The organism is Variovorax sp. DAIF25 (genome assembly GCF_050711835.1).
GTDB lineage: Bacteria > Pseudomonadota > Gammaproteobacteria > Burkholderiales > Burkholderiaceae_C > Variovorax.
This window is the reverse complement of the sequence record NZ_CP136636.1, coordinates 2687693-2709334: the sequence shown is the minus strand read 5'-3', so window position 1 is coordinate 2709334 and position 21642 is coordinate 2687693. Positions and strand designations below refer to the sequence as shown.

22 protein-coding genes are annotated in these 21642 nt (G+C 68.9%); 12 read left to right on the top strand and 10 right to left on the bottom strand.

The window, feature by feature from the left end; all coding sequences use genetic code 11:
* The first annotated feature begins 12 nt into the window (after positions 1 to 12).
* Both R0232_RS12385 and R0232_RS12380 read left to right on the top strand, forming a co-directional pair.
* Entirely contained in the window at positions 13 to 831 is an 819-nt protein-coding gene (locus R0232_RS12385) for an ABC transporter ATP-binding protein (RefSeq protein ID WP_057595848.1), read from the top strand.
* A complete protein-coding gene (locus R0232_RS12380) occupies positions 828 to 2642 on the top strand; it encodes an AMP-dependent synthetase/ligase (RefSeq protein ID WP_431512275.1) in 1815 nt (604 codons plus the stop codon). The genes R0232_RS12385 and R0232_RS12380 overlap by 4 nt, the downstream gene beginning before the upstream one ends.
* Positions 2643 to 2720: 78 nt before the next feature.
* On the opposite strand, the gene R0232_RS12375 is transcribed toward R0232_RS12380, so the two are convergent.
* Together R0232_RS12375 and clpB are read right to left on the bottom strand one after the other, a co-directional pair.
* Entirely contained in the window at positions 2721 to 3050 is a 330-nt protein-coding gene (locus R0232_RS12375; protein WP_256222512.1) for a hypothetical protein, read from the bottom strand.
* 9 nt (positions 3051 to 3059) lie between these two features.
* The gene (gene clpB / locus R0232_RS12370) at positions 3060 to 5699 is read right to left on the bottom strand and encodes an ATP-dependent chaperone ClpB (protein ID WP_431512274.1); all 2640 of its coding nucleotides are present in this window, start codon (positions 5697 to 5699) and stop codon (positions 3060 to 3062) included.
* Between the two features lie 142 nt (positions 5700 to 5841).
* Here clpB and R0232_RS12365 point away from each other — a divergent pair, with 142 nt between their 5' ends.
* Positions 5842 to 6837, top strand: a complete 996-nt coding sequence (locus R0232_RS12365) for a Bug family tripartite tricarboxylate transporter substrate binding protein (RefSeq protein WP_093343468.1) — start codon at positions 5842 to 5844, stop codon at positions 6835 to 6837.
* 6 nt (positions 6838 to 6843) lie between these two features.
* Here the strand turns inward: R0232_RS12365 and R0232_RS12360 are convergent, their stop codons facing one another.
* Positions 6844 to 7323: a molybdenum cofactor biosynthesis protein MoaE gene (locus R0232_RS12360; protein ID WP_431512273.1), complete on the bottom strand. Its 480-nt coding sequence runs from the start codon at positions 7321 to 7323 to the stop codon at positions 6844 to 6846.
* Between the two features lie 263 nt (positions 7324 to 7586).
* On the opposite strand from R0232_RS12360, the gene R0232_RS12355 reads away from it, so the two are divergent.
* Positions 7587 to 8492 carry a 4-hydroxy-tetrahydrodipicolinate synthase family protein gene (locus R0232_RS12355; protein ID WP_431512272.1) on the top strand — a complete coding sequence of 302 codons (906 nt, stop codon included), beginning with the start codon at positions 7587 to 7589 and terminating at the stop codon, positions 8490 to 8492.
* Here R0232_RS12355 and R0232_RS12350 read toward each other — a convergent pair.
* From R0232_RS12350 to R0232_RS12320, 7 genes are all read right to left on the bottom strand, one after another.
* Positions 8479 to 8730, bottom strand: a complete 252-nt coding sequence (locus R0232_RS12350) for a MoaD/ThiS family protein (RefSeq protein WP_057595854.1) — start codon at positions 8728 to 8730, stop codon at positions 8479 to 8481. The two genes, R0232_RS12355 and R0232_RS12350, sit on opposite strands and share 14 nt — an antisense overlap.
* Before the next feature lie 5 nt (positions 8731 to 8735).
* On the bottom strand, positions 8736 to 10034 hold the full coding sequence (locus R0232_RS12345; protein ID WP_431512271.1) for a molybdopterin molybdotransferase MoeA: 1299 nt from the start codon (positions 10032 to 10034) through the stop codon (positions 8736 to 8738).
* The gene (gene mobB, locus R0232_RS12340) at positions 10027 to 10566 is read right to left on the bottom strand and encodes a molybdopterin-guanine dinucleotide biosynthesis protein B (RefSeq protein ID WP_431512270.1); all 540 of its coding nucleotides are present in this window, start codon (positions 10564 to 10566) and stop codon (positions 10027 to 10029) included. Before mobB ends, R0232_RS12345 begins: the two co-directional genes overlap by 8 nt.
* Before the next feature lie 82 nt (positions 10567 to 10648).
* Positions 10649 to 12064, bottom strand: coding sequence for a threonine synthase (thrC, locus tag R0232_RS12335; RefSeq protein WP_431512269.1), 1416 nt, complete (start codon positions 12062 to 12064; stop codon positions 10649 to 10651).
* Positions 12061 to 13383, bottom strand: a complete 1323-nt coding sequence (locus R0232_RS12330; protein WP_431512268.1) for a homoserine dehydrogenase — start codon at positions 13381 to 13383, stop codon at positions 12061 to 12063. Before R0232_RS12330 ends, thrC begins: the two co-directional genes overlap by 4 nt.
* Before the next feature lie 14 nt (positions 13384 to 13397).
* Positions 13398 to 14435, bottom strand: coding sequence for a DUF1176 domain-containing protein (locus R0232_RS12325; RefSeq protein ID WP_431512267.1), 1038 nt, complete (start codon positions 14433 to 14435; stop codon positions 13398 to 13400).
* The gene (locus R0232_RS12320; RefSeq protein ID WP_431512266.1) at positions 14432 to 15664 is read right to left on the bottom strand and encodes a pyridoxal phosphate-dependent aminotransferase; all 1233 of its coding nucleotides are present in this window, start codon (positions 15662 to 15664) and stop codon (positions 14432 to 14434) included. Before R0232_RS12320 ends, R0232_RS12325 begins: the two co-directional genes overlap by 4 nt.
* Before the next feature lie 133 nt (positions 15665 to 15797).
* Here R0232_RS12320 and R0232_RS12315 point away from each other — a divergent pair, with 133 nt between their 5' ends.
* From R0232_RS12315 to R0232_RS12280, 8 genes are all read left to right on the top strand, one after another.
* Positions 15798 to 16181: an Mth938-like domain-containing protein gene (locus tag R0232_RS12315; RefSeq protein WP_093342966.1), complete on the top strand. Its 384-nt coding sequence runs from the start codon at positions 15798 to 15800 to the stop codon at positions 16179 to 16181.
* A 199-nt stretch (positions 16182 to 16380) separates the two neighbouring features.
* Positions 16381 to 16857 carry a peroxiredoxin gene (locus R0232_RS12310; protein WP_057595862.1) on the top strand — a complete coding sequence of 159 codons (477 nt, stop codon included), beginning with the start codon at positions 16381 to 16383 and terminating at the stop codon, positions 16855 to 16857.
* Between the two features lie 235 nt (positions 16858 to 17092).
* A complete protein-coding gene (locus R0232_RS12305; protein ID WP_431512265.1) occupies positions 17093 to 18871 on the top strand; it encodes a PhoH family protein in 1779 nt (592 codons plus the stop codon).
* 150 nt (positions 18872 to 19021) lie between these two features.
* Positions 19022 to 19393, top strand: coding sequence for a VOC family protein (locus tag R0232_RS12300; RefSeq protein WP_208511180.1), 372 nt, complete (start codon positions 19022 to 19024; stop codon positions 19391 to 19393).
* 6 nt (positions 19394 to 19399) lie between these two features.
* Complete coding sequence (locus R0232_RS12295) at positions 19400 to 19849, top strand: EVE domain-containing protein (protein ID WP_296791532.1); 450 nt, start codon at positions 19400 to 19402, stop codon at positions 19847 to 19849.
* Positions 19850 to 19887: 38 nt separating this feature from the next.
* A complete protein-coding gene (locus tag R0232_RS12290) occupies positions 19888 to 20337 on the top strand; it encodes a GyrI-like domain-containing protein (RefSeq protein ID WP_208511181.1) in 450 nt (149 codons plus the stop codon).
* The gene (locus R0232_RS12285; RefSeq protein ID WP_431512264.1) at positions 20334 to 20816 is read left to right on the top strand and encodes a 6-O-methylguanine DNA methyltransferase; all 483 of its coding nucleotides are present in this window, start codon (positions 20334 to 20336) and stop codon (positions 20814 to 20816) included. The genes R0232_RS12290 and R0232_RS12285 overlap by 4 nt, the downstream gene beginning before the upstream one ends.
* On the top strand, positions 20816 to 21592 hold the full coding sequence (locus R0232_RS12280; RefSeq protein WP_296778050.1) for a helix-turn-helix transcriptional regulator: 777 nt from the start codon (positions 20816 to 20818) through the stop codon (positions 21590 to 21592). Before R0232_RS12285 ends, R0232_RS12280 begins: the two co-directional genes overlap by 1 nt.
* Positions 21593 to 21642 lie beyond the last annotated feature (50 nt).

Genomic DNA, 21642 nt, shown 5'->3' with positions numbered 1-21642 from the left:
CGGACGGCGGCGATGAACACCGGCGGCGGCAGCCCCATCCTCGAGGTCAACAACATCGAGGTGGTCTACAACAAGGTCGTGCAGGTGCTGCGCGGCCTGTCGCTGGCCGTGCCGCGCGGGCAGATCGTGGCGCTGCTGGGCAGCAACGGCGCCGGCAAGTCGACCACGCTGAAGGCCATCTCGGGCCTGCTGCCGCTCGAGGACGGCGAGCTCGAGGCCGGGCGCATCGCCTTCGACGGCCAGCCCACCGAGCGGCTCGCGCCGCAGCAGCTGGTGCGGCGCGGCCTCGCGCACGTGATGGAGGGACGGCGCGTGTTCGAGGACCTGACGGTCGAGGAGAACCTCGTGGCCGCCACCTACGCGCGCGCCGGCCGCGGCGCGCAGGCACGCGACTTCGACGCCGTCTATGCCTACTTCCCCCGGCTGCACGAGCGACGCCGCGGCCTCGCGGGCTACCTCTCGGGCGGCGAGCAGCAGATGCTCGCGATCGGCCGCGCGCTGGTGGCCGAGCCCCAGCTGATCCTGCTCGACGAGCCCTCGCTCGGCCTCTCGCCCAAGCTGGTGGAGGAGATCTTCGGGATCATCGCGCGCATCAACGCCGAGCGCGGCGTGTCGATGCTGCTGGTGGAGCAGAACGCCAGCCTCGCGCTGGCCGTGGCCGACAGCGGCTACATCATGGAGAACGGAAAGATCGTGATCGACGGCAGCGCCGAGCGGCTCGCGGCCGACCCCGACGTGCGCGAGTTCTACCTGGGCGTCGGCGGTGCCGGCGAATCGAGGAGCTTTCGCGAGTTGAAGCACTACAAGCGGCGCAAGCGCTGGTTGTCATGACGCATCCCCTCCCCGAACGAAGCCTGCCGCAGATGCTGCGCGAGCAGGCGCGCGCGCTGGGTGCGCGCATCGCGATCCGGCAGAAGGACTTCGGCATCTGGCATCCGCTGAGCTGGGCCGACTACCACCGGCGCGCGGTCCACGTCGGCCTGGGTTTCGCGGCGCTGGGCCTGGCGCGCGGCGGCCATGTGGGCGTGATCTCGGAGAACCGCGTCGAATGGGTGCTGGCGCAAATGGGCGCGGGCCTGATCGGCGCCGTGACCGTGGGCGTCTATCCCACCAGCCCGACCAACGAGGTGGCCTACGTGGTCGGCCATGCCGACATCGAGATCGTGGTCTGCGAGGACCAGGAACAGGCCGACAAGGTGCTCGAGGCCATCGACACGCTGCCGCGGCTGCGCCGCATCGTCGTGATCGAGACCAAGGGCCTCGCGAGCTACGGGCCCGAAGCGCGCGAGCGCATCCTGAGCTTCGCCGAGCTCGAGGCCGCCGGTGCCGCGCTGCAGGCGCGCGAGGGCGACGCGCGCGTCGACGCCGCGCTGGCCACGCAGTCGCTCGACGACATCGGCCTCATGATCTACACCTCGGGCTCCACCGGCGCGCCCAAGGGCGCGATGATCTCGTGGCGCAACATCCGCGGCGTGGTGCCGGGCATCGTCGAGCGCTTGCAGCTCGATGCGCGCACCACCCACCTGTCGTACCTGCCGCTGTGCCATGTGGCCGAGCAGATGCTGACCAGCTTCGTGCCGCTGTACCTGGGTTCGCAGGTCAACTTCGGCGAATCGATACGCACCGTGCAGGAGGACCTGCGCGAGGTCGCGCCCACCATGTTCCTCGGCGTGCCGCGCATCTGGGAGAAGCTGCACGCCTCCATCAGCATCAAGATGCAGGACACCGGCCGGCTGCGCCAGGCGCTCTACCGCCGCGCGCTGGCCACCTGCGCGCCGCTGGCCGAGAAGCCGCGCGCGCAGTGGACCCCGGGTGAACGGCTGCGCTTCGGCCTCGCCTACTGGAGCGTGCTGCGCGCGCTGCAGAACTTCATCGGCCTGCGCAACGCGAGCGTGGCGCTGACCGGCGCCGCGCCGATCCCGCCCGACGTGGTGCGCTTCTTCCGCACGCTGGGCGTGCCGCTGGTCGAGGTCTACGGCCTCACCGAATCGACCGGCATGGTCAGCGGCCACCGGCTCGACCAGGTGAAGGTGGGCACCGTGGGGCCGGCGACCGAGGGCGTGGAGCACCGCGTGGGCGACCAGGGCGAGCTGCAGATCCGCGGCGAGATGGTGTTCCGTGGCTACTACAAGAACCCCGAGGCCACGGCCGCGTCGATCCGCGACGGCTGGCTGCACACCGGCGACGTGGTGGCCGAGGAAGGCGGCCAGCTGCGCATCGTCGACCGGCTCAAGGACATCATGATCACCGCGGGCGGCAAGAACCTCACGCCCTCGGAGATCGAGAACACGATGAAGGCCAGCCCCTACGTCAAGGAATGCATAGTGATCGCCGAGGGGCGCAAGTTCGTCTCGGCACTGGTGCAGATCGACTACGAGACCGTGGGCAAATGGGCCGAGGCGCAGCGCCTGGCTTTCACGCACTTCCGTTCGCTGGTCGAGCTGCCGCGCGTGCGCGAGCTGATCGACGCCGAGCTGCAGCGCGGCAATGCGCGCCTCGCGCAGGTGGCGCAGGTGCGGCGCTTCCACCTTCTGACCAAGGAACTCGACCACGACGATGGCGAGGTCACCGCCACCATGAAGGTGCGGCGCTCGAGCATCTACAAGACCTATGCGGGGGAGATCGAGGCGCTGTACGCCTGAGGGTCGCCAGAAAGGAAAAGGCCGGCGCGAAGCCGGCCTTTCGTGATCTGAAAAAAACTGCAGCCGTGTTGCAGCTGCTTACTCGCCGCGCGTCGCGGGCCGGGCCTGCACGTCCGTCACGTTGCCGCCGCGCTCGCGCAGCAGCGGGCTGCGCACCGACTCGCCACGCGCGCGCGCATTGGCCACGTCGGCGGCCGAGGGCTCGGCCGGCTGGGCGGCGCTGCGGAAGCGTTCGAAGCCCGAACGCGGGTTGAAGCGCATCACCCACGGCGTCACGGGCTTGCCCGTGAGACGGCCCCAGGCGTAGCGCACGCCCCACACCGCGGCCAGCAGCACCACGGCAACTGCCAGGCTGGCCGCGAAGACCAGGCCCAGCATCACGAGGATCACGCGAAGAATGAAGTTCATCATTCCATCTTAGGCCGAGGGTTCGGCCGCAGGTTCCCCGGTTTTTCCGGGATTTCCTGCTTTTGCGAAGCCGAACTGGCCCGGCGAGCGGATCGGGTCGGTCGTGACCTCGATCGTGTCCTTCGGCCCGAAGCTGCCGTCGAGCAGCAGCCGCGAGAGCGGATTCTCGATGCGCTGCTGGATCGCGCGCTTCAGCGGACGGGCGCCGAACACCGGGTCGAAGCCGACCTTGGCGATCTCGGCCAGCGCCGCCGGCGACACCTCGAGGCCCAGGTCCATCTTCGCGAGCCGTGCCTGCAGCACCTTGAGCTGGATCGCGGCGATCGATTCGATGTTCTTCGCGTCGAGCGCATGGAACACCACCGTCTCGTCGATGCGGTTGAGGAACTCGGGGCGGAAGTAGTTCTTCAGCTCGTCCCACACCGCTTCCTTGATCTCCTCGCCCGGCTTGCCCACCATGGCCTGGATGATCGGCGAGCCGATGTTGCTGGTCATCACGATCACGGTGTTCTTGAAGTCCACGGTGCGGCCCTGGCCATCGGTCAGGCGGCCATCGTCGAGCACCTGCAGCAGCACGTTGAACACGTCCGGATGCGCCTTCTCGACCTCGTCGAGCAGCACCACGCTGTAGGGCTTGCGGCGCACGGCTTCCGTCAGGTAGCCGCCCTCCTCGTAGCCCACGTAGCCGGGCGGCGCGCCGATCAGGCGGGCCACCGAGTGCTTCTCCATGAACTCGCTCATGTCGATGCGGATCAGGTGATCCTCGCTGTCGAACAGGAAGCCCGCGAGCGCCTTGCAGAGTTCGGTCTTGCCCACGCCCGTGGGGCCGAGGAACAGGAACGAACCCGTGGGGCGGTTCGGATCGGACAGGCCCGAGCGCGAGCGGCGGATCGCATTGGCGACCGCGCCGATGGCCTCGTCCTGGCCCACCACGCGCTCGTGCAGCTTGTCTTCCATCACGAGCAGCTTGTCGCGCTCGCCCTGCATCAGCTTGGCGACCGGGATGCCGGTGGCGCGCGCCACGACCTCGGCGATCTCTTCCGCGCCGACCTGGGTGCGCAGCAGCGTGTGCGCGCTCGACTTGCCCTTGCTGGCCTCGCTGGCCTCGGCTTCCTTCAGGCGCTTCTCGAGCGCCGGCAGCTGGCCGTACTGCAGCTCGGCGACCTTGTTGAAGTCGCCCTTGCGCTTCCATTCCTCGATCTGGAACTTGATCTTGTCGATGTCCTCGCGCACGTGCGCGCTGCCCTGGGCCTGGGCCTTCTCGGCCTGCCAGATCTCGTCGTAGTCGGCGATCTCCTTCTGCAGCTTGGCGATCTCGTCCTCGATCAGGCCGAAGCGCTTCTGCGAGGCCTCGTCCTTCTCGCGGCGCACGGCCTCGCGCTCGATCTGCAGCTGGATCAGGCGGCGGTCGAGGCGGTCCATCACCTCGGGCTTGGAGTCCATCTCGATCTTGATCTTGGCCGCGGCCTCGTCGATCAGGTCGATGGCCTTGTCGGGCAGGAAGCGGTCGGTGACGTAGCGGTCGGAGAGCTCGGCCGCGGCCACGATGGCCGGGTCGGTGATCTGCACGCCGTGGTGCACTTCGTACTTCTCCTGCAGGCCGCGCAGGATGGCGATGGTGGCCTCGACGCTGGGCTCGCCCACGATGATCTTCTGGAAGCGGCGCTCGAGCGCGGCATCCTTCTCGATGTACTTGCGGTATTCGTCGAGCGTGGTGGCGCCCACGCAGTGCAGCTCGCCGCGCGCGAGCGCGGGCTTGAGCATGTTGCCCGCGTCCATCGCGCCCTCGGCCTTGCCGGCGCCGACCATGGTGTGGAGCTCGTCGATGAAGACGATGGTCTGGCCCTCGTCCTTCGCGAGTTCGTTGAGCACGGTCTTCAGCCGTTCCTCGAATTCGCCGCGGAACTTGGCGCCCGCGAGCAGCGAGGCCATGTCGAGCGACAGCACGCGCTTGCCCTTGAGCGAATCGGGCACCTCGCCCGCGACGATGCGCTGCGCGAGGCCTTCGACGATGGCGGTCTTGCCCACGCCGGGTTCGCCGATCAGCACGGGGTTGTTCTTGGTGCGGCGCTGCAGCACCTGGATCGCGCGGCGGATCTCCTCGTCGCGGCCGATCACCGGGTCGAGCTTGCCCAGGCGCGCGCGCTCGGTGAGGTCGAGCGTGTATTTCTTCAGTGCCTCGCGCTGGCCTTCGGCATCGGCGCTGTTCACGCCCTGGCCGCCGCGCACCGCGTCGATCGCGGACTCGAGCGACTTGCGCGAGAGGCCGTTCTCCTTGGCGATCCGGCCGACGTCGCTCTTGCTGTCGGCCACGGCCAGCAGGAAGAGTTCGCCCGCGATGAACTGGTCGTTGCGCTTGAGGGCTTCCTTCTCGGTCGCCTGCAACAGCTTGCCGAGCTCGGGACCGACCTGCACGATGTCGTGGCCCTGCACCTGGGGCAGCTTCTTGATGGCCGCCTCGGCGGCCTGGGCGAGGCCGGGCACGTTGACCCCGGCGCGCTCGAGCAGCGCGCGCGGGCCGTCGTCCTGGCGCAGCATCGCGGCCAGCAGGTGGGCCGGCTCGATGTAGGCGTTGTCGTTGCCGAGCGCGAGCGACTGCGCGTCGCCCAGCGCTTCCTGGAACTTGGTGGTGAGTTTGTCTTGTCGCATGGTGGTATTCCTGCATCCAAAATAGGGCTGTTCGGGCACGATTCAAGGTTGCGGGCCGGGCCCGCGTGGCGGGCACGGCTATTGCACGATGCCCGCACCCTTCCGCCCGTAGGCATTTCTCTCTTCTCGAATGGAGTCGATCATGGTTTTTTCAATGCAGCGCGTCCAACCGGTGCGCCGCGCGCTCGGCGTGGGCCTCCTCGCGGCTGCCCTGGGCATGGCCGGGCTGGCACAGGCCCAGAGCGGCACGCCGATCCGCATCCTGGTCGGCTTCCCGGCCGGCGCCGGCACCGACGCGATCGCGCGCACGCTGGGCGAGAAGCTCAAGGACGAGCTCGGCGCGCCGGTGGTGGTCGAGAACCGCGCGGGCGCGGGCGGCCAGATCGCCGCGCAGGTGCTGAAGTCCTCGCCGGCCGACGGCCACACGCTGTTCCTCACGCACGACCACACGATCTCGATCCTGCCGCAGGTGGTCAAGAACCCGGGCTTCAATCCCGCCACCGACTTCGTGCCCGTGGCCGGCTTCGCGACCTTCGCCAACGTGCTGGCGGTGTCGGGCGGCACGCCGGCCAAGAGCATCGACGAGTACGTCAAGTGGGTGCGCACGCAGAAGGGCGGCAAGGAGACCATCGGCATCCCGGCGCCGGCCTCGATCCCCGAGTTCCTCGTGAAGATGATCTCGGACAAGTACAAGATCGACGTGCAGCCCGCGCCCTACCGCGGCAGCGCGCCGATGACGGCCGACATGCTGGGCAACCAGATCACGGCCGGCATCGCCTCGGTGCCCGACTTCATCGAGAACCACAAGGCCGGCAAGCTGCGCATCGTGGCCTCGATCGGCGCCAAGCGCCAGGCGCTGCTGCCCAACGTGCCGACCTTCACCGAGCTGGGCTTCGCGAACCTCGAGGACCTGCCCTACTACGGCATCTTCGCGCCCGTGGGCACGCCGCAGCCGATCATCGACAAGTACGGCGAGGCGCTGCAGAAGGTGCTGGCCATGCCCGACGTGAAGCAGAAGCTCACCACGCTGGGCCTGACGGTCGGCTACGAGCCGCAGGGCCAGTTCGCGGGCCGCGTGCGCAGCTACACGCAGACCTGGGAGCGGATCATCCAGTCGAGCGGCTTCAAGCCGCTGTGAGCGCGTTCAGGCGTTCGACGCGCTGATGCCCCAGCGCGCGAGCGCCGCGTCGTCCGCGACGCGCGCATCGACCCAGCGGGCGCCCTCGGGCGTCTGCTCCTTCTTCCAGAACGGCGCCTGGGTCTTGAGGTAGTCCATCAGGAACTCGCAGGCCTGGAAGCTCTCGCCGCGGTGCGCCGAGGCCACCGCCACCATCATGATCTGCGCGAGCGGCTGCAGCAGGCCCACGCGGTGGATCACGCGCACGCCTAGGATGTCGAAGCGTTCGTGGGCCTCGTCGATCATGGCCTCGATCGATTTCTCGGTCATGCCGGGGTAGTGCTCGAGCTCCATCGACGCGACATCGGCGCCGTCGTTGCGATCGCGCACGGTGCCAATGAAGCTGCAGACGGCGCCGATGCGCGCGTCGCTCGCGCGCAGGGCGGCGACTTCGGCGCCGAGATCGAAATCGGCCGACTGGATGGTGACGCGTTGCGGAAATGCCATGTGCAAATTGTGGCACCGCGGCGCTCGCGGCTAAACTCCAGCCCCATGTTCGCCCTGACCGCACGTTCGCCCGCACCTTCGACCGAAGGCACGAACGGCGCGCGCCTGGGCGGCAAAGCCAAAAAACCAAAGCTCGTCTGACCGGAGCTTCGGTTCCGTCGTCGGATGAGCGACGGAACCGGCACAGGCACTGGCCCCGCATGGGTTGCGCGCGCATCGGACGATGGTTCCTTCCATCGGTCGATCGTCGAAAGGACGCCCGCGTGCCCGCCAACCATCCCTCCTCCTCCGCCACCGCCATTCCCGATTTCTCGGGCCTGTGGATTCCCCTCGTGACCCCGTTTCGCGACGGCGCGCTCGACCATGCGGCGCTGGCCGCGCTCACGCGCCGCCTGGCCGCCGATGGCGTGGCCGGCTTCGTGGTCTGCGGCTCCACCGGCGAGGCCGCGGCGCTCGACGAGGCCGAGCAGCTCGCCGCGCTCGACACGGTGGCCGAAGCCGCGGGCGGCCTGCCGCTGATCATGGGCCTTTCGGGCTACCACCTGGGCAAGACCACGGCCTGGGTGCGCCGGCTCGCGCAGCGCCCGCTCGCGGGCCTGCTGGTACCGGCGCCGCACTACATCCGGCCCTCGCAGGCCGGCCTGCTCGAGTGGTTCGGCGCCATCGCCGAGGCCAGCGACGCGCCGCTGCTGATCTACGACATCCCCTACCGCACCGGCGCCACGATCGCGCGCGACACGCTGCTGGCACTGGCCGCCAACCCGCGCATCCGCGGCATCAAGGACTGCGGCGGCGACGCGGGCAAGACCCGCGCCGTGATCGCCGATGGCCGGCTGCAGGTGCTCGCGGGCGAGGACGGCCAGATCTTCGGCACCGTGGCCGAGGGCGGCGTGGGCGCGATCGCGGCCAGCGGCCACGTGCAGACGGCGCGCTTCGTGCGGCTGATCGCGCTGCTGCGCGAGGGCCGGCTGGCCGAGGCGCGCGCGCTGTGGCAGCCGCTGCAGCCGCTGGTCGAGGGCCTGTTCACGGAAGCCAATCCGGGCCCGCTGAAGGCCCTGCTGGCACACCAGGGCGCGCTGCGCGACGAGCTGCGCTCGCCGATGACGCGCGCCTCGGACGCGCTGCGCGAGCGCCTGGTGGCGCTGGACGCGGCCCTCAGCCGCCCGTGACGGGCGGGAAGAACGCGACCTCGCAGCCCTCGTGCGGGGCCGCGGCCTCGTCGCTCATGGTGTGGTCGAGCGCCATGCGCAGCGCGCGGCCGCGCGCGAGCACCGTGGCGTAGGCGCCGCCGCGCGCGATCAGCTCGTCGCGCAGCGCGGCCAGCGTGGGCGCCGCGGTGTCGATGGTTTCGTCGCTCTTGCCGAGCGCTTCGCGCACCGAGGCGAAATAACGGAGATGGACCTTCATGCGCGTCAGGACAGCAGGGCTGCGAGGGGAATGAATTCGACCGGATCGCCGGCCCGGATGGTCTGGCCCGAGGGGTTGTCGACCAGTCCGTCGCCCCAGACCATCGAGGTCAGCACGCCCGAGCTCTGGTTGCCGAACAGGTCGAGCCCGCCCTGGGCATTGCGGCGCGCGCGCAGGAACTCGCGGCGCTTGTCGGCGCGCGGCCAGTCGAAGTCGGCGCGCATGCGCACCGGCTCGGGCGTGACGCGGCTGGCGCCCTGCAGGGTCAGCAGGAAGGGCCGAACCAGCATCAGGAAGGTCAGGAAGCTCGACACCGGGTTGCCGGGCAGCCCGGTGACGTGGCAGTGGCCCTGCGCGTCGCCCCGGCCCGAGCGCGGGATCGAGCCGTAGGCGAAGGGCTTGCCGGGCTTCATCGAGAGCGACCACAGCTCGATCTCGCCGAGCGCCTGCAGCGCGGCGCGGATGTGGTCCTCCTCGCCGACCGACACGCCGCCGGTGGTGATGATCAGGTCGTTGTGGTCGGCCGCCTCGCGCAGCGCCTCGATGGTGGCCTCGCGCCGGTCGGGCACGATGCCGAGGTCGTGGACCTCGCAGCCCAGCCGGTGCAGCAGCGCGCGCATGAAGAAGCGGTTGGAGTTGTAGATCGCGCCGGGCTTCATCGCCTCGGGCGCGACCTCGCCGGGCATCACGAGCTCGTCGCCGGTGGACAGCAGCGCCACGCGCGGCTTGCGCGCGACCGGCAGCCGGTCGAAGCCGATGCTGGCCGCCAACCCCAGCGCGGCGGGCGTGAGGCGCTCGCCCTTGCGCAGCACCACGTCGCCGGCCGCCACGTCCTCGCCGGCGCGGCGGATCCACTGGCCGGCCGCGGGCACGATCTCGATGCGCACGCTGCCCAGGCCGCCTTCCTCGGCGATGGCGGCGGTGTCTTCCTGCATCACGACCGCGTCGGCGCCCTCGGGAATCTGCGCGCCCGTGAAGATCCGCGCCGCGGTGCCGGGCAAGAGCGGCGTGCCGACGGTGCCCGCGGGAATGCGCTGCGCCACCTTCAGCAGCGCGCCGGGCGCGGCGCAATCGGCCACGCGCAGCGCGTAGCCGTCCATCGCACTGTTGTCGCGCGGCGGCACGGTGAGGCCGGCCACGAGGTCCGCGGCCAGCACGCGGCCGTCGGCATCGAAGGTGCTGACCAGCTCGGACGGCAGTGCCGGCCGGGCCTTGGCGAGCAGTTGGGCGATCGCGTCGTCGAGCGGCAGCAGCGGCGGCCGGCGCGAGGAGGCGGCGAAGGGAACAGCGGGAGAGTCAGCCATGGTGCTCGGGGTTGTAGTCGAAGCGCTCGCCGCTGTCGATCAGCCAGCGCGCGATGGCCTCGGCGTCGTCGAGGTCGAGCACGGGCCGCTCGGTCGGGACCGGCAGGCCGGCGTTGGCGGCGATCGCGACGACGAAGGGATCTTCGGGATAGAGCGAGGGCCGCGGATCCTCGCCCTCGCCGGACGTGCGCCAGACCTCGATCTTGAGCAGGTCGCTGTGGCGGAAGCCCTCGACCAGCACCCAGTCGGCGCCGCTGTAGAGCTCGGCGATCAGCTGGTGCACGTCCAGATCGACCGGGGTCTCGAACTCGCGCATCAGCGCCAGCCGCCGGTCGGAGGCGACCACCACCTCGAAGGCACCGGCCTCGCGGTGGCGCCAGGTGTCCTTGCCCGGATGGTCGATGTCGAACTTGTGGTGCGCGTGCTTGACCACCGACACGCGCAGTCCGGCGCGCTTGAGCACGGGAATCAGCCGCTCGACCAGCGTGGTCTTGCCGGCGCCCGAGTAACCGGCGAAGCCGACCACTTTCATCCGATGTCTCCGATGCTATTCAGGGGATAGCTTTGATTTGCCGACCGGGGCGGCCGCGCGGCCACCCCTTCTTTTCGCTTGCTCAGTCGCAGTGTTCCGCGATGTAGGCTTTCACCGCTTCGGCATCGGCCGGCAGCTTGACCACGCGCTTGGGCAGCGCCTCGATGCCCTCGAACTTCGCGGGCCGCGCGGGCTCCTCGCCGAGCGCCTCGACCAGCGTGGCCGCGAACTTGATCGGCAGCGCGGTCTCGAGCACCACCATCGGCACGCCCGGCGCCAGGTGCGCGCGCGCGGCCTTGAGGCCGTCGGCGGTGTGCGGGTCGACCAGGGTGGCGAAGCGCTTCTCGGTGTCGCGGATGGTCGCGAGGCGGTCGGCGTGCGTGCTGCGGCCGCTGCGGAAACCGAAGCGCGACGCGGCCTGCGCGAAGGCGGGATCGGCGCTGAGGTCGAAGAAGCCCTGGCGGCCCAGGTCGTCGACGAACAGGCTGCGCAGCTTGCCGCTGTCGCGGCCGACCAGGTCGAACACGAAGCGCTCGAAGTTGCTGGCCTTGCTGATGTCCATCGACGGGCTCGAGGTCTCGTGCGTGTCGGCGGCGCCGCGCACACGGTAGACGCCGGTGCGGAAGAACTCGTCGAGCACGTCGTTCTCGTTGGTGGCGGCCACCAGCGTGTGGATCGGCAGGCCCATCATGCGCGCCACGTGGCCGGCGCAGATGTTGCCGAAGTTGCCCGAGGGCACGGTGAAGCTCACCGGCTGCTCGTCATTCGCCGTGGCCTGGAAGTAGCCGGCGAAGTAGTAGACCACCTGCGCCAACAGCCGCGCCCAGTTGATCGAGTTGACGGTGCCGATGCGGTACTTGCGCTTGAAGGCGAGGTCGTTCGAGACCGCCTTCACGATGTCCTGGCAGTCGTCGAACACGCCCGTGATGGCGATGTTGTGGATGTTCTCGTCCTGCAGGCTGAACATCTGCGCCTGCTGGAACGGGCTCATGCGGCCGTCGGGCGAGGTCATGAAGACGCGCACGCCCTTCTTGCCGCGCATCGCGTACTCGGCCGCGCTGCCGGTGTCGCCGCTGGTGGCGCCCAGGATGTTGAGCTCGGCGCCGCGGCGGGCCAGTTCGTACTCGAACAGGTTGCCCAGCAGCTGCATCGCCATGTCCTTGAAGGCCAGCGTGGGGCCGTTGGACAGGGCTTCGAGGTAGACGCCGTCCTCGAGCTCGCGCAGCGGCACGATCTCTTCGGAGCCGAAGACCTCGGCGGTGTAGGTCTTCGCGCAGAGCGCCTTCAGGTCGGCCGGCGGAATGTCGTCGATGTAGAGCGACAGGATCTCGAAGGCCAGCTCGGCATAGGACAGCGAGCGCCACTTCGCGAGCGTGGCGGCATCGACCTGCGGATAGCGCTCGGGCAGGTAGAGGCCGCCGTCGGGCGCGAGGCCCTCGAGCAGGATTTCGCAGAAGCGCTTGCGGTCGGGATGGCCGCGGGTGCTCAGGTAGTTCACTTCAACTCTTCCTTGCGGATGCGCACGATGGGCTCGAGCACGGTCGGCAGCGCCTGCAGCTCGGCCATGACTTCGTCGACCGTGCCTTCGCGCGCGTCGTGCGTGAGGATGATCAGGTCGGTCTGGGTCGAGCCCTCGCCGCCGACCTCGTCGGCTTCGCGCTGCAGCACGGCGTCGATGCTGATGCCGGCGGTCGCGAGCAGGCCCGTGACCTTGGCCAGCACGCCGGCCTGGTCGGCCACGCGCAGGCGCAGGTAGTAGCTGGTGACCACCTCGGCCATCGGCAGCACCTGCAGGTCGCTCAGCGCATCGGGATGGAAGGCCAGGTGCGGCACGCGGTGCGCGGCATCGGCCGTGTGCAGGCGCGTGATGTCGACCAGGTCGGCGATCACCGCGCTGGCGGTGGGCTCGCTGCCCGCGCCCTTGCCGTAGTAGAGCGTGGTGCCGACGGCATCGCCATGCACCACCACGGCGTTCATCGCGCCCTCGACGTTGGCCAGCAGGCGCTTGCTCGGCACCAGCGAGGGATGCACGCGCAGCTCGATGCCCTTGGCGGTGCGCTTGGTGACGCCCAGCAGCTTGATGCGGTAGCCGAGCTGTTCGGCGTACTTGATGTCCTGCGCGGCCAGCTTGGTGATGCCCTCGATGTGGGCCTTGTCGAACTGCACCGGGATGCCGAAGGCCAGTGCGCTCATCAGCGTGACCTTGTGGCCGGCGTCGACGCCCTCGATGTCGAAGGTGGGATCGGCTTCGGCATAGCCCAGGCGCTGCGCTTCCTTGAGCACGGTCGCGAAGTCCAGGCCCTTGTCGCGCATCTCGGACAGGATGAAGTTGGTGGTGCCGTTGATGATGCCGGCCAGCCACTGGATGCTGTTGGCCGTGAGGCCTTCGCGCAGCGCCTTGATGATCGGGATGCCGCCGGCCACCGCGGCCTCGAAGGCCACCATCACGCCCTTGGCATGCGCGGCCGCGAAGATCTCGGTGCCGTGCACCGCGAGCAGCGCCTTGTTGGCCGTGACCACGTGCTTGCCGGCCGCGATGGCCTCAAGAACGAGCTGCTTGGCGATGCCGTAGCCGCCGATCAGCTCGATCACGATGTCGATGTCGGGATTGGCGATGACCTCGCGCGCGTCGCCGACCACCTTGACGCCGTCGCCGACCACTTCGCGGGCGCGCGCGGTGTCGAGGTCGGCCACCATGGTGATCTCGATGCCGCGGCCGGCGCGGCGCTTGATTTCCTCCTGGTTGCGCTGGAGCACCTTGAAGGTGCCGCTGCCGACCGTGCCTGCGCCGAGCAGGCCTACTTGGATGGGTTTCATGGGGAGAGTCGCGTTCATGGTTTGGATGGGGTGGTGGACGGCGCGGCGCTCACGACGCGGCTGACGTAGCGCGGCAGCGACCAGGCGCCGCCGGCGAAACCGCGGCACATCTGGTCGCTCTCGGCGGCCGTGCGCACGAAGCCCTGGCCGTCGAAATGCCAGGTCTCGCTGGACCAGCAGTCGCCGATGCCGCGGCCCTTGAAGCTGGAGGTGATGCTGGCGTCCTTGTCGTCGTACTCGCCGTTGGCCTCGAGCGCGACCGGCGCATAGGGCGGCTTGTCGTTGGCGAGCCATTGCAGGCTGGAGTAGTTGTAGGCACCCATGCCGCAACCCAGCGACAGCAGCACCCTGGTGCCGGTGAGGCGATGCACCTCGAGCGACTTCGGGTCGACCTTCTCGCTGTTGTTGCAGTACTCGATGGCCTTCTTGAGGTCGAGCGAGGGGAAGATGCGCGCGGCCAGGGCGTCGTCGCCGGGCTTCGGCTTCGCGGGCTGGACCGCGCGCACGACGGGCGCGGGCACGGCCGCCGGCACCGTCGATTCGGCCTTGCCGCCGGGGCGCACCAGCGCGCCGGGAGTGTCGATGCGGCCCTGGGCCTCGTCCATCTTGAGCAGTACGGCGTTCAGGCCCGAGAGCGAGAGCTGCCATTCGCGGCCGCCGCCGGCCGTGAGCTTGGCGCTGTCGACCTTGAGCAGCTCGGGCAGCACGGCGCGGATCTGGGCGGCATCGAGGCTCAGGGCATCGTTCTTCAGGCCCGGCACCACGGCCTTGCCGACCGTCAGGCGCAACGGGCCCTTGACGTCCTCGGTGCCGATCTGCAGGTCGATCTCGAGCGCGGTGCCCGGCCCGGCGGCACGCGTGATGCGCATCGAGACCGGCTCGTTGGCGCCGGTTTCGGACTGGTAGCCAGCCGCGCGGCAGGTGCGCGTGTTGTCGCAGGCCAGTTCCCAGTCGTTGTGCGTGAAGGACACCGGCGCCTTGGCGGCCGGCCCGGCGGCCGAGGCGGACAACGCGGCGAGCGACAGGGCCGCGGCGGCGCAGGCGGCTTTCATGACTCCGTCTTGCGGCGCAGGCGGTACTGCTCCAGGAACTTCGCGATGCGGTTGATGGCTTCGCGCAGGTCGTCCTCGTGGGGCAGGAACACGATCCGGAAGTGGTCGGGCGTGGCCCAGTTGAAGCCGGTGCCCTGCACCAGCATCACGCGGGTTTCCTTCAGCAACTCGAGGAAGAACTGGCGATCGTCCTCGATCGGGTAGACCTTCGGGTCGAGCTTCGGGAACATGTAGAGCGCGGCGCTGGGCTTGACGCAGCTCACGCCGGGGATCGCGGTGATCAGCTCGTAGGCCAGGTCGCGCTGGCGGCGCAGCCGGCCGCCCTCGCCCACCAGCTCGTTGATGCTCTGGTAGCCGCCGAGCGCGGTCTGGATCGCCCACTGGCCGGGCACGTTGGCGCACAGCCGCATGTTCGAGAGCATGTTCAGGCCCTCGATGTAGTCGCGCGCGGCGCGCTTGTCGCCCGACACCACGAGCCAGCCGGCGCGGTAGCCGCAGGAGCGGTAGCTCTTGGACAGCGAATTGAAGGTCAGCGTGAGCACGTCGCTCGACAAGCTGGCGATCGCCGTGTGCTTCACATCGTCGTAGAGCACCTTGTCGTAGACCTCGTCGGCGAAGATCACGAGGCCGTGTTCGCGCGCGATCTCGACGATGCTCTTGAGCAGCGCGTCGGAATAGAGCGCGCCGGTCGGGTTGTTCGGGTTGATGACCACGATGCCCTTGGTGCGCGGCGTGATCTTGGCGCGGATGTCCGCCAGGTTGGGCATCCAGCCGTTGTCCTCGTCGCACAGGTAGTGCACCGGCGTGCCGCCCGACAGGCTCGTGGAGGCGGTCCACAGCGGATAGTCGGGGGCCGGCAGCAGCAGCTCGTCGCCATCGTTGAGCAGCGCATTGGTGGACATGGCGATCAGCTCGCTGGCGCCGTTGCCCAGGTAGATGTCGTCGAGGGTCACGCCCGCGATGCCCTGCTTCTGCGTCTCGTGCATCACCGCCTTGCGCGCGGCGAAGACGCCCTTGCTGTCCGAGTAACCGGCCGAGGTGGGCAGGTTGCGGATCATGTCCTGCTGGATTTCCTCGGGCGCATCGAAGCCGAACACGGCGAGATTGCCGATGTTGAGCTTGATGATCTTCTGGCCGTCCTCCTCCATCTGCTTCGCCGCGTCCATGATCGGACCGCGAATGTCATAGAGCACGTTGGCCAGCTTGGCCGATTTCCTGAGCTGCTTCAAAGGGCCCTCCCGGGCGCGGTTCATGCAAGAAAGTGTGAAGACTGCGTGGATCGCCGCGCGGCCCGCAAAGGCCCTGGCGAGCCTCGTGTCACTAGGGAAAACCTATAATTTGACCACAGTTCCCAGTGCCCCGATGAAGCTCCAGCCCGACAAATCCGACACCCAGACCCTCACCGCGCACGGCCCGGGCTGGGTCGCCATCAACAACGAAAAGGTCGAGGGCAGCGTGGTCGTCGGCTCGCGCGGCGAGCGCTTCGAATGGAACTGCAGCCGCTTCGAGGACCTGGGTCCCGAGCACTTCGCCCAATTGGCCGCGCTGGGCGCCGAACTGGTCATTTTCGGCAGCGGCGCGCGCATCCGCTTCCCGCAGCCCGCGTGGCTCAAACCCCTGATGGCCCAGCGCACCGGCGTGGAGACCATGGACACCCCCGCGGCCTGCCGCACCTACAACATCCTGGCCGGCGAAGGCCGGCACGTGGTCGCGGCCCTGCTGGTCGAGCGGCCCCAGGGTGGCTGAGAGAGGGGTTTTCGGGGTAAAATCTCGGGTTGCGAACCGCCTGGCGCGCTCCTTTTGGGAGCCACCGGGCACCCAGAGTTAGCAACGACCAATCTTCCATCAACCGAGGACCCGAGATTTTGGCGAGCGGCACCGAAAGGCGCTTCAGCTCGACACAGGCAGGCTCGGGCAGTGGAAACAAACGGAGAAAACAAGTTTCATGGCGATCGTTGTCAACAAACCCATTCCCGAATTCGACGCCAACGCCACCGGTGGCCTCAAGGTTTCGAATACTTCGCACCTCGGCCATGTCCTGGTCCTGTATTTTTACCCGAAAGATAACACTCCGGGGTGCACGACCGAAGCCATGCAATTCCGCGATCGCTACAAGGACTTCGAAAAAGCCGGCGCCACTGTGTTCGGCGTCTCGCGCGACAACATGAAGTCGCACGACGAATTCAAGGCCAAGCTCGAGCTGCCGTTCGAACTGATCGCCGACACGGAAGAGAAGATGTGCCACATGTTCGGCGTGGTCAAGAACAAGATCATGTACGGCAAGAAGGTCAAGGGCATCGAGCGCAGCACCTTCCTGATCGGCGCCGACGGCATCCTGAAGGCCGAATGGCGCGGCCTCAAGGTGCCGGGCCACGTCGATGAAGTCCTCAAGGCCGTCAAGACCCTGAAGAAGCCGGCCTGAGCCACCGAGTCCGCCCGGTCGAAGGTTTCACCCACGTGTCAGGCGTGCGCAATTGCGCTTTCGCGTGGGGAATGTCCAACGAACGGCGTAAAGTGGTCCTGACGCCCCTGAGGCGGTGTGCATAATGGCCGCATGCTGTTGAGCTCCACGACCGCATCCTCCGAACAAAGCCGCCTGGGTCTTCAGGCGGCTTTTTCGTTTTCTGGTTCCCACCTTTTTGCGAGCGACCTGACACATGCCATTGCCCCCCGCCCCCACGAAACGTGCCGCACTGCTTTCTCCGGACGCGATTGACGCGCCCGCCCGTTCTTCGCACAGGGGGTCCCGCCGGTCCGGCGATGCACGCGCCGACACCGAGGCGCCGAGCGGACCGCAAGCGCTGGAACTGTTCGACCGGCATTCGGCCGAAGTCCCCGGCGGCGGCCTCGAAGCCCCGCCGGCACCGGCCGCCCGCCCCCGCCGCAAGCCCCGCTCGGCACCCGCGCCCACCCCGGCGCCACAGCAGCAACAGGCCCTGACCCGTTCGGCGCCGGCCGAAGCCCCGCGTGCCGAGGCGCCCGCGCCGCAGCCGGCACCGAAGCCCAAGCGCAGCCGCTCGAGCGGCCCCGCCAAGCTCTTCGTGCTCGACACCAACGTGCTGCTGCACGATCCGATGTGCCTGTTCCGCTTCGAGGAACACGACATCTACCTGCCGATGATCGTGCTCGAGGAGCTCGACGGCCACAAGAAGGGCACGACCGAGGTCGCGCGCAATGGCCGCCAGACCAGCCGCACGCTCGATGCCCTGGCCGCCGCGCAGGACGCCGACATCGCCAAGGGCCTGAAGCTCGACACCACCGGCCATCGCGAGGCCGGCGGCAAGCTGTTCTTCCAGACCGAGCCGCTCGACTACGCGCTGCCGCTGAGCCTGCCGCAGGGCAAGGCCGACAACCAGATCCTCGGCGTGGTGCATGCGCTGCGCGACCTCTACGCCAAGGAAGCGCCCGACCACGCCAGGCGCGAGGTGGTGCTGGTGTCGAAGGACATCAACATGCGCGTCAAGGCGCGCGCGTTGGGCCTGGACGCCGAGGACTACCAGAACGACAAGACGCTGGAAGACGGCGACCTGCTCTATTCGGGCTCGCTCGCCCTGCCGCCCGACTTCTGGACCCGCCAGAGCAAGACGGTGGAGAGCTGGCAGAGCGGCAGCAGCACCTTCTACCGCATCAGCGGTCCGATCGTGCCCAACCTCTACATCAACCAGTTCGTGTTCTTCGAGGCGCCTGGCGAGCCGAGCATGTATGCGCGCGTCACCGAGATCCGCGAGAAGACCGCGGTGCTCAAGACGCTCAAGGACTACAGCTCGGGCAAGAACGCGGTGTGGGGCGTGAACACGCGCAACCGCGAGCAGAACTTCGCGATGAACCTGCTGATGGACCCGGAGATCGACTTCGTCACGCTGACCGGCACGGCCGGCACCGGCAAGACGCTGATGGCGCTGGCCTCGGGCCTCACGCAGGTGCTCGACGACCGCCGCTACACCGAGATCATCATGACCCGCGCCACCGTGAGCGTCGGTGAAGACATCGGCTTCCTGCCCGGCACCGAGGAAGAGAAGATGGGCCCCTGGATGGGCGCGCTCGACGACAACCTCGAGTTCCTCGCCAAGGGCGACGGCGGTGGTGCTGGCGAATGGGGGCGCGCCGCCACCAACGAGCTGATCCGCAGCCGCATCAAGGTCAAGAGCATGAACTTCATGCGCGGGCGCACCTTCCTCAACAAGTACGTGATCATCGACGAGGCGCAGAACCTCACGCCCAAGCAGATGAAGACGCTGATCACGCGCGCGGGTCCGGGCACCAAGATCATCTGCATGGGCAACCTCGCGCAGATCGACACGCCCTACCTCACCGAAGGCTCCTCGGGCCTGACCTTCGCGGTCGACAAGTTCAAGGGCTGGCCGCACGGCGGGCACATCACGCTGGCGCGCGGCGAACGCTCGCGACTGGCCGATTTCGCGAGCGACGTGCTCTAAGACACCGCCTCGTCGGCCCCAAGCCCGCGCCCGCTCCCCGGAGCAGCGCGGGCTTTTCTTCGTCCCGCGATGACAGGCTCCTGACAAGACGTTGTCAGGAGCCGGTCCGCACCATCGAGGCTCTTCATCACCAACGAAAGAGAGCCCTTCATGTCCAAGACCATCAGCTGGTTCGAGATCCCCGTCGCCGACCTGGACCGTGCCCAGGCCTTCTACGAAACCGTGCTCGGCCGCAAGCTGCGCCGCGAGACCCTCGGCGGCGACCCGCTGGCGGTGTTCCCCTACGACGATCCCGCGACCGGCGGCGCCCTGCAAGCCGGCGCAAAGGGGGCGGCGAAGGCGGGCACCGGCATCCGCATCTACCTCGACTGCGCACCCAGCATCGACGCCGTGCTGTCGCGCATCGAGGCGGCCGGCGGGCAGATCGTGGCGCCCAAGTCGGCGCTGCCGCCCGGCATGGGCTTCATTGCCCATCTGCGCGACACCGAAGGCAACGAAGTCGGCCTGCACGCCCTCGCCTGAAGCGCCATGCCGCAGCGCAACTGGATTGCAGTCGCGAGCGCCGAGCATGCCCGGCGCGGGCGCGACCACCGACCGCAGGGCTTCATGCAGACCTGCCACGGCAAACCGGGCCCGCTCCGGCGGGTCGCCGCGGGCGACCGCGTGGCCTACTATTCGCCGGCCACGGTGTTCGGCGGCACCGACAGGCTGCAGAGCTTCGTGTCGATCGGCATCGTGCAGCCTGGCGAGGTCTACGAATTCGACATGGGCGGCGGCTTCGTGCCCTGGCGCCGCGACGTGCGCTATGCCGTCGCGCACGAGACACCGATCGCACCGATGATCGAGCGCCTCGCCTTCATCGAGAACCCGAAGCAATGGGGCTACAAGTTCCGCTTCGGCCTGTTCGACATCGGCGATGCCGACATGGCCTTGATCGCGCGCTGCATGAAGGCCGACCTGAAGACACTGGCGCTTTGAACCACACGACCCGAACACCTCCGCAGGAGAAGACCCCCATGGAACCCGTGCGACTACATCACGACGCCTTCGCGGTCGCAGGCCTCACGGTCCGCACCACCAACCGCGAAGAGAACGACCCCGCGACCGCCCGCATCGGCGCACTGTGGGGGCGCTTCTTCGGCGAGCAGACCTACGAAGCCACGCCGCATCGCACGGGCGACACGCGCATCTTCGGCGTCTATGCCGCCTATGAATCCGATGCCCATGGCCCCTTCGACGTGACGGTGGGCGTGGCCGTCTCGGGCGGCGCGGACAGCGTGGCCATCGAGGCCGGCGACTACCTGGTCTTCGACGGCCAGGGCGAGATGCCGCAGATGGTGATCGCCACCTGGCAGCGCATCTGGCAGTATTTCGAGGCGCACCCGGACATCGCGCGCCGCTACCGCAGCGATTTCGAAGCCTACGACGGGCCGGACAAGGTGGCGATCCACATCGGAGTTTCATGAGCCCCCCGAAGCGCTGGCGCGACCGACTGGCCAGCTACCCTCACCTGCCGAGCGTCAAGCCGATCCCCGACGCGCTGCGCGCGCGGCGCGGCGAAGGCACCATCGCCACGCCTTCGCCGGCCGAGGTCGAGGCGGCGATGCGCGATGTGCCCGAAGGGCGGCTCGCCACGGTCTTCGGCATCGGCGAGGACATCGCGGCGCGGCACCAGGCCAGCATCGGCTGCACCGTGACCACGGCGATCTTCGCGCGCATGGTGGCCCACGCGGTGGAGGAATCGGCCGGCAGCAAGGGGACGGCGCGCGATGCCGCCGTGCCCTGGTGGCGCACGCTCAAGAGCGGCGGCGAACTCAATGCGAACTACCCCGGCGGCATCGAGGCGCAGATGTCCCGGCTCGAGGCCGAGGGCCACACCGTGGTGCAGCGCGGCAAGCGCTACTTCGTCGAAGACTTCGCGAAGAAGCTGGCGGGAACGCGCTGATGCGCCGCGCCGATCGCCTGTTCCAGATCGTCCAGCTGATCCGCGGCCGGCGCCTGACCACGGCCGCCTTCCTGGCCGAGCGGCTCGAGGTCTCGGAGCGCACGGTCTATCGCGACATCGCCGACCTGCAGCACCAGGGCGTGCCGATCGAGGGCGAGGCCGGCGTGGGCTACCGGCTCGGCGCGGGTTTCGAACTGCCGCCGCTGATGTTCACCCAGGACGAGGCCTCGGCGCTGGTGGCCGCGGCCCGGCTCGCGCAGAGCTGGGTCGACCCGGCGATGGCGCGCGACATCGAGACCGGGCTGGGCAAGATCCTCTCGGTGCTGCCGCCTTCGGCACGCGTGTCGGCCGAGGCGCTCGCGCTCTACGCGCCCGCGCTGGGCCTGAGCGACCTGCTGCGCGAACGCCTGCAGACGCTGCGCGAAGCGGTGCAGTCGCACCACAAGCTGCACCTGGTCTACCGCGACGTGGCGGGCGAGCCCAGCGAGCGCACGGTGCGGCCGCTGGGCTGCTTCTACTGGGGCAAGGTCTGGACGCTGTCGACCTGGTGCGAGCTGCGCGAGGACTTCCGCGGCTTTCGCATCGACCGCATCGACGCGGTCGAAGTGCTGGCCGAGCGCTTTCGCGACGAGCCCGGCAAGACGATGGCCGACATGCTGCGCCAGGTGAAGACCGAGGCCGCCGAGGCGAAGCGGCTGCAGAAGAGCTGGCCCGAGGGCGTTCCGACCGCGCCCGATGCGGGCGTCGCGCTCGCGCGCTCCACCGAGCCGCGCTGAAGGCGCGAGAACTCAGAAGGCGTGAAGGAACCGTCGCGAGCGCCCCGAGG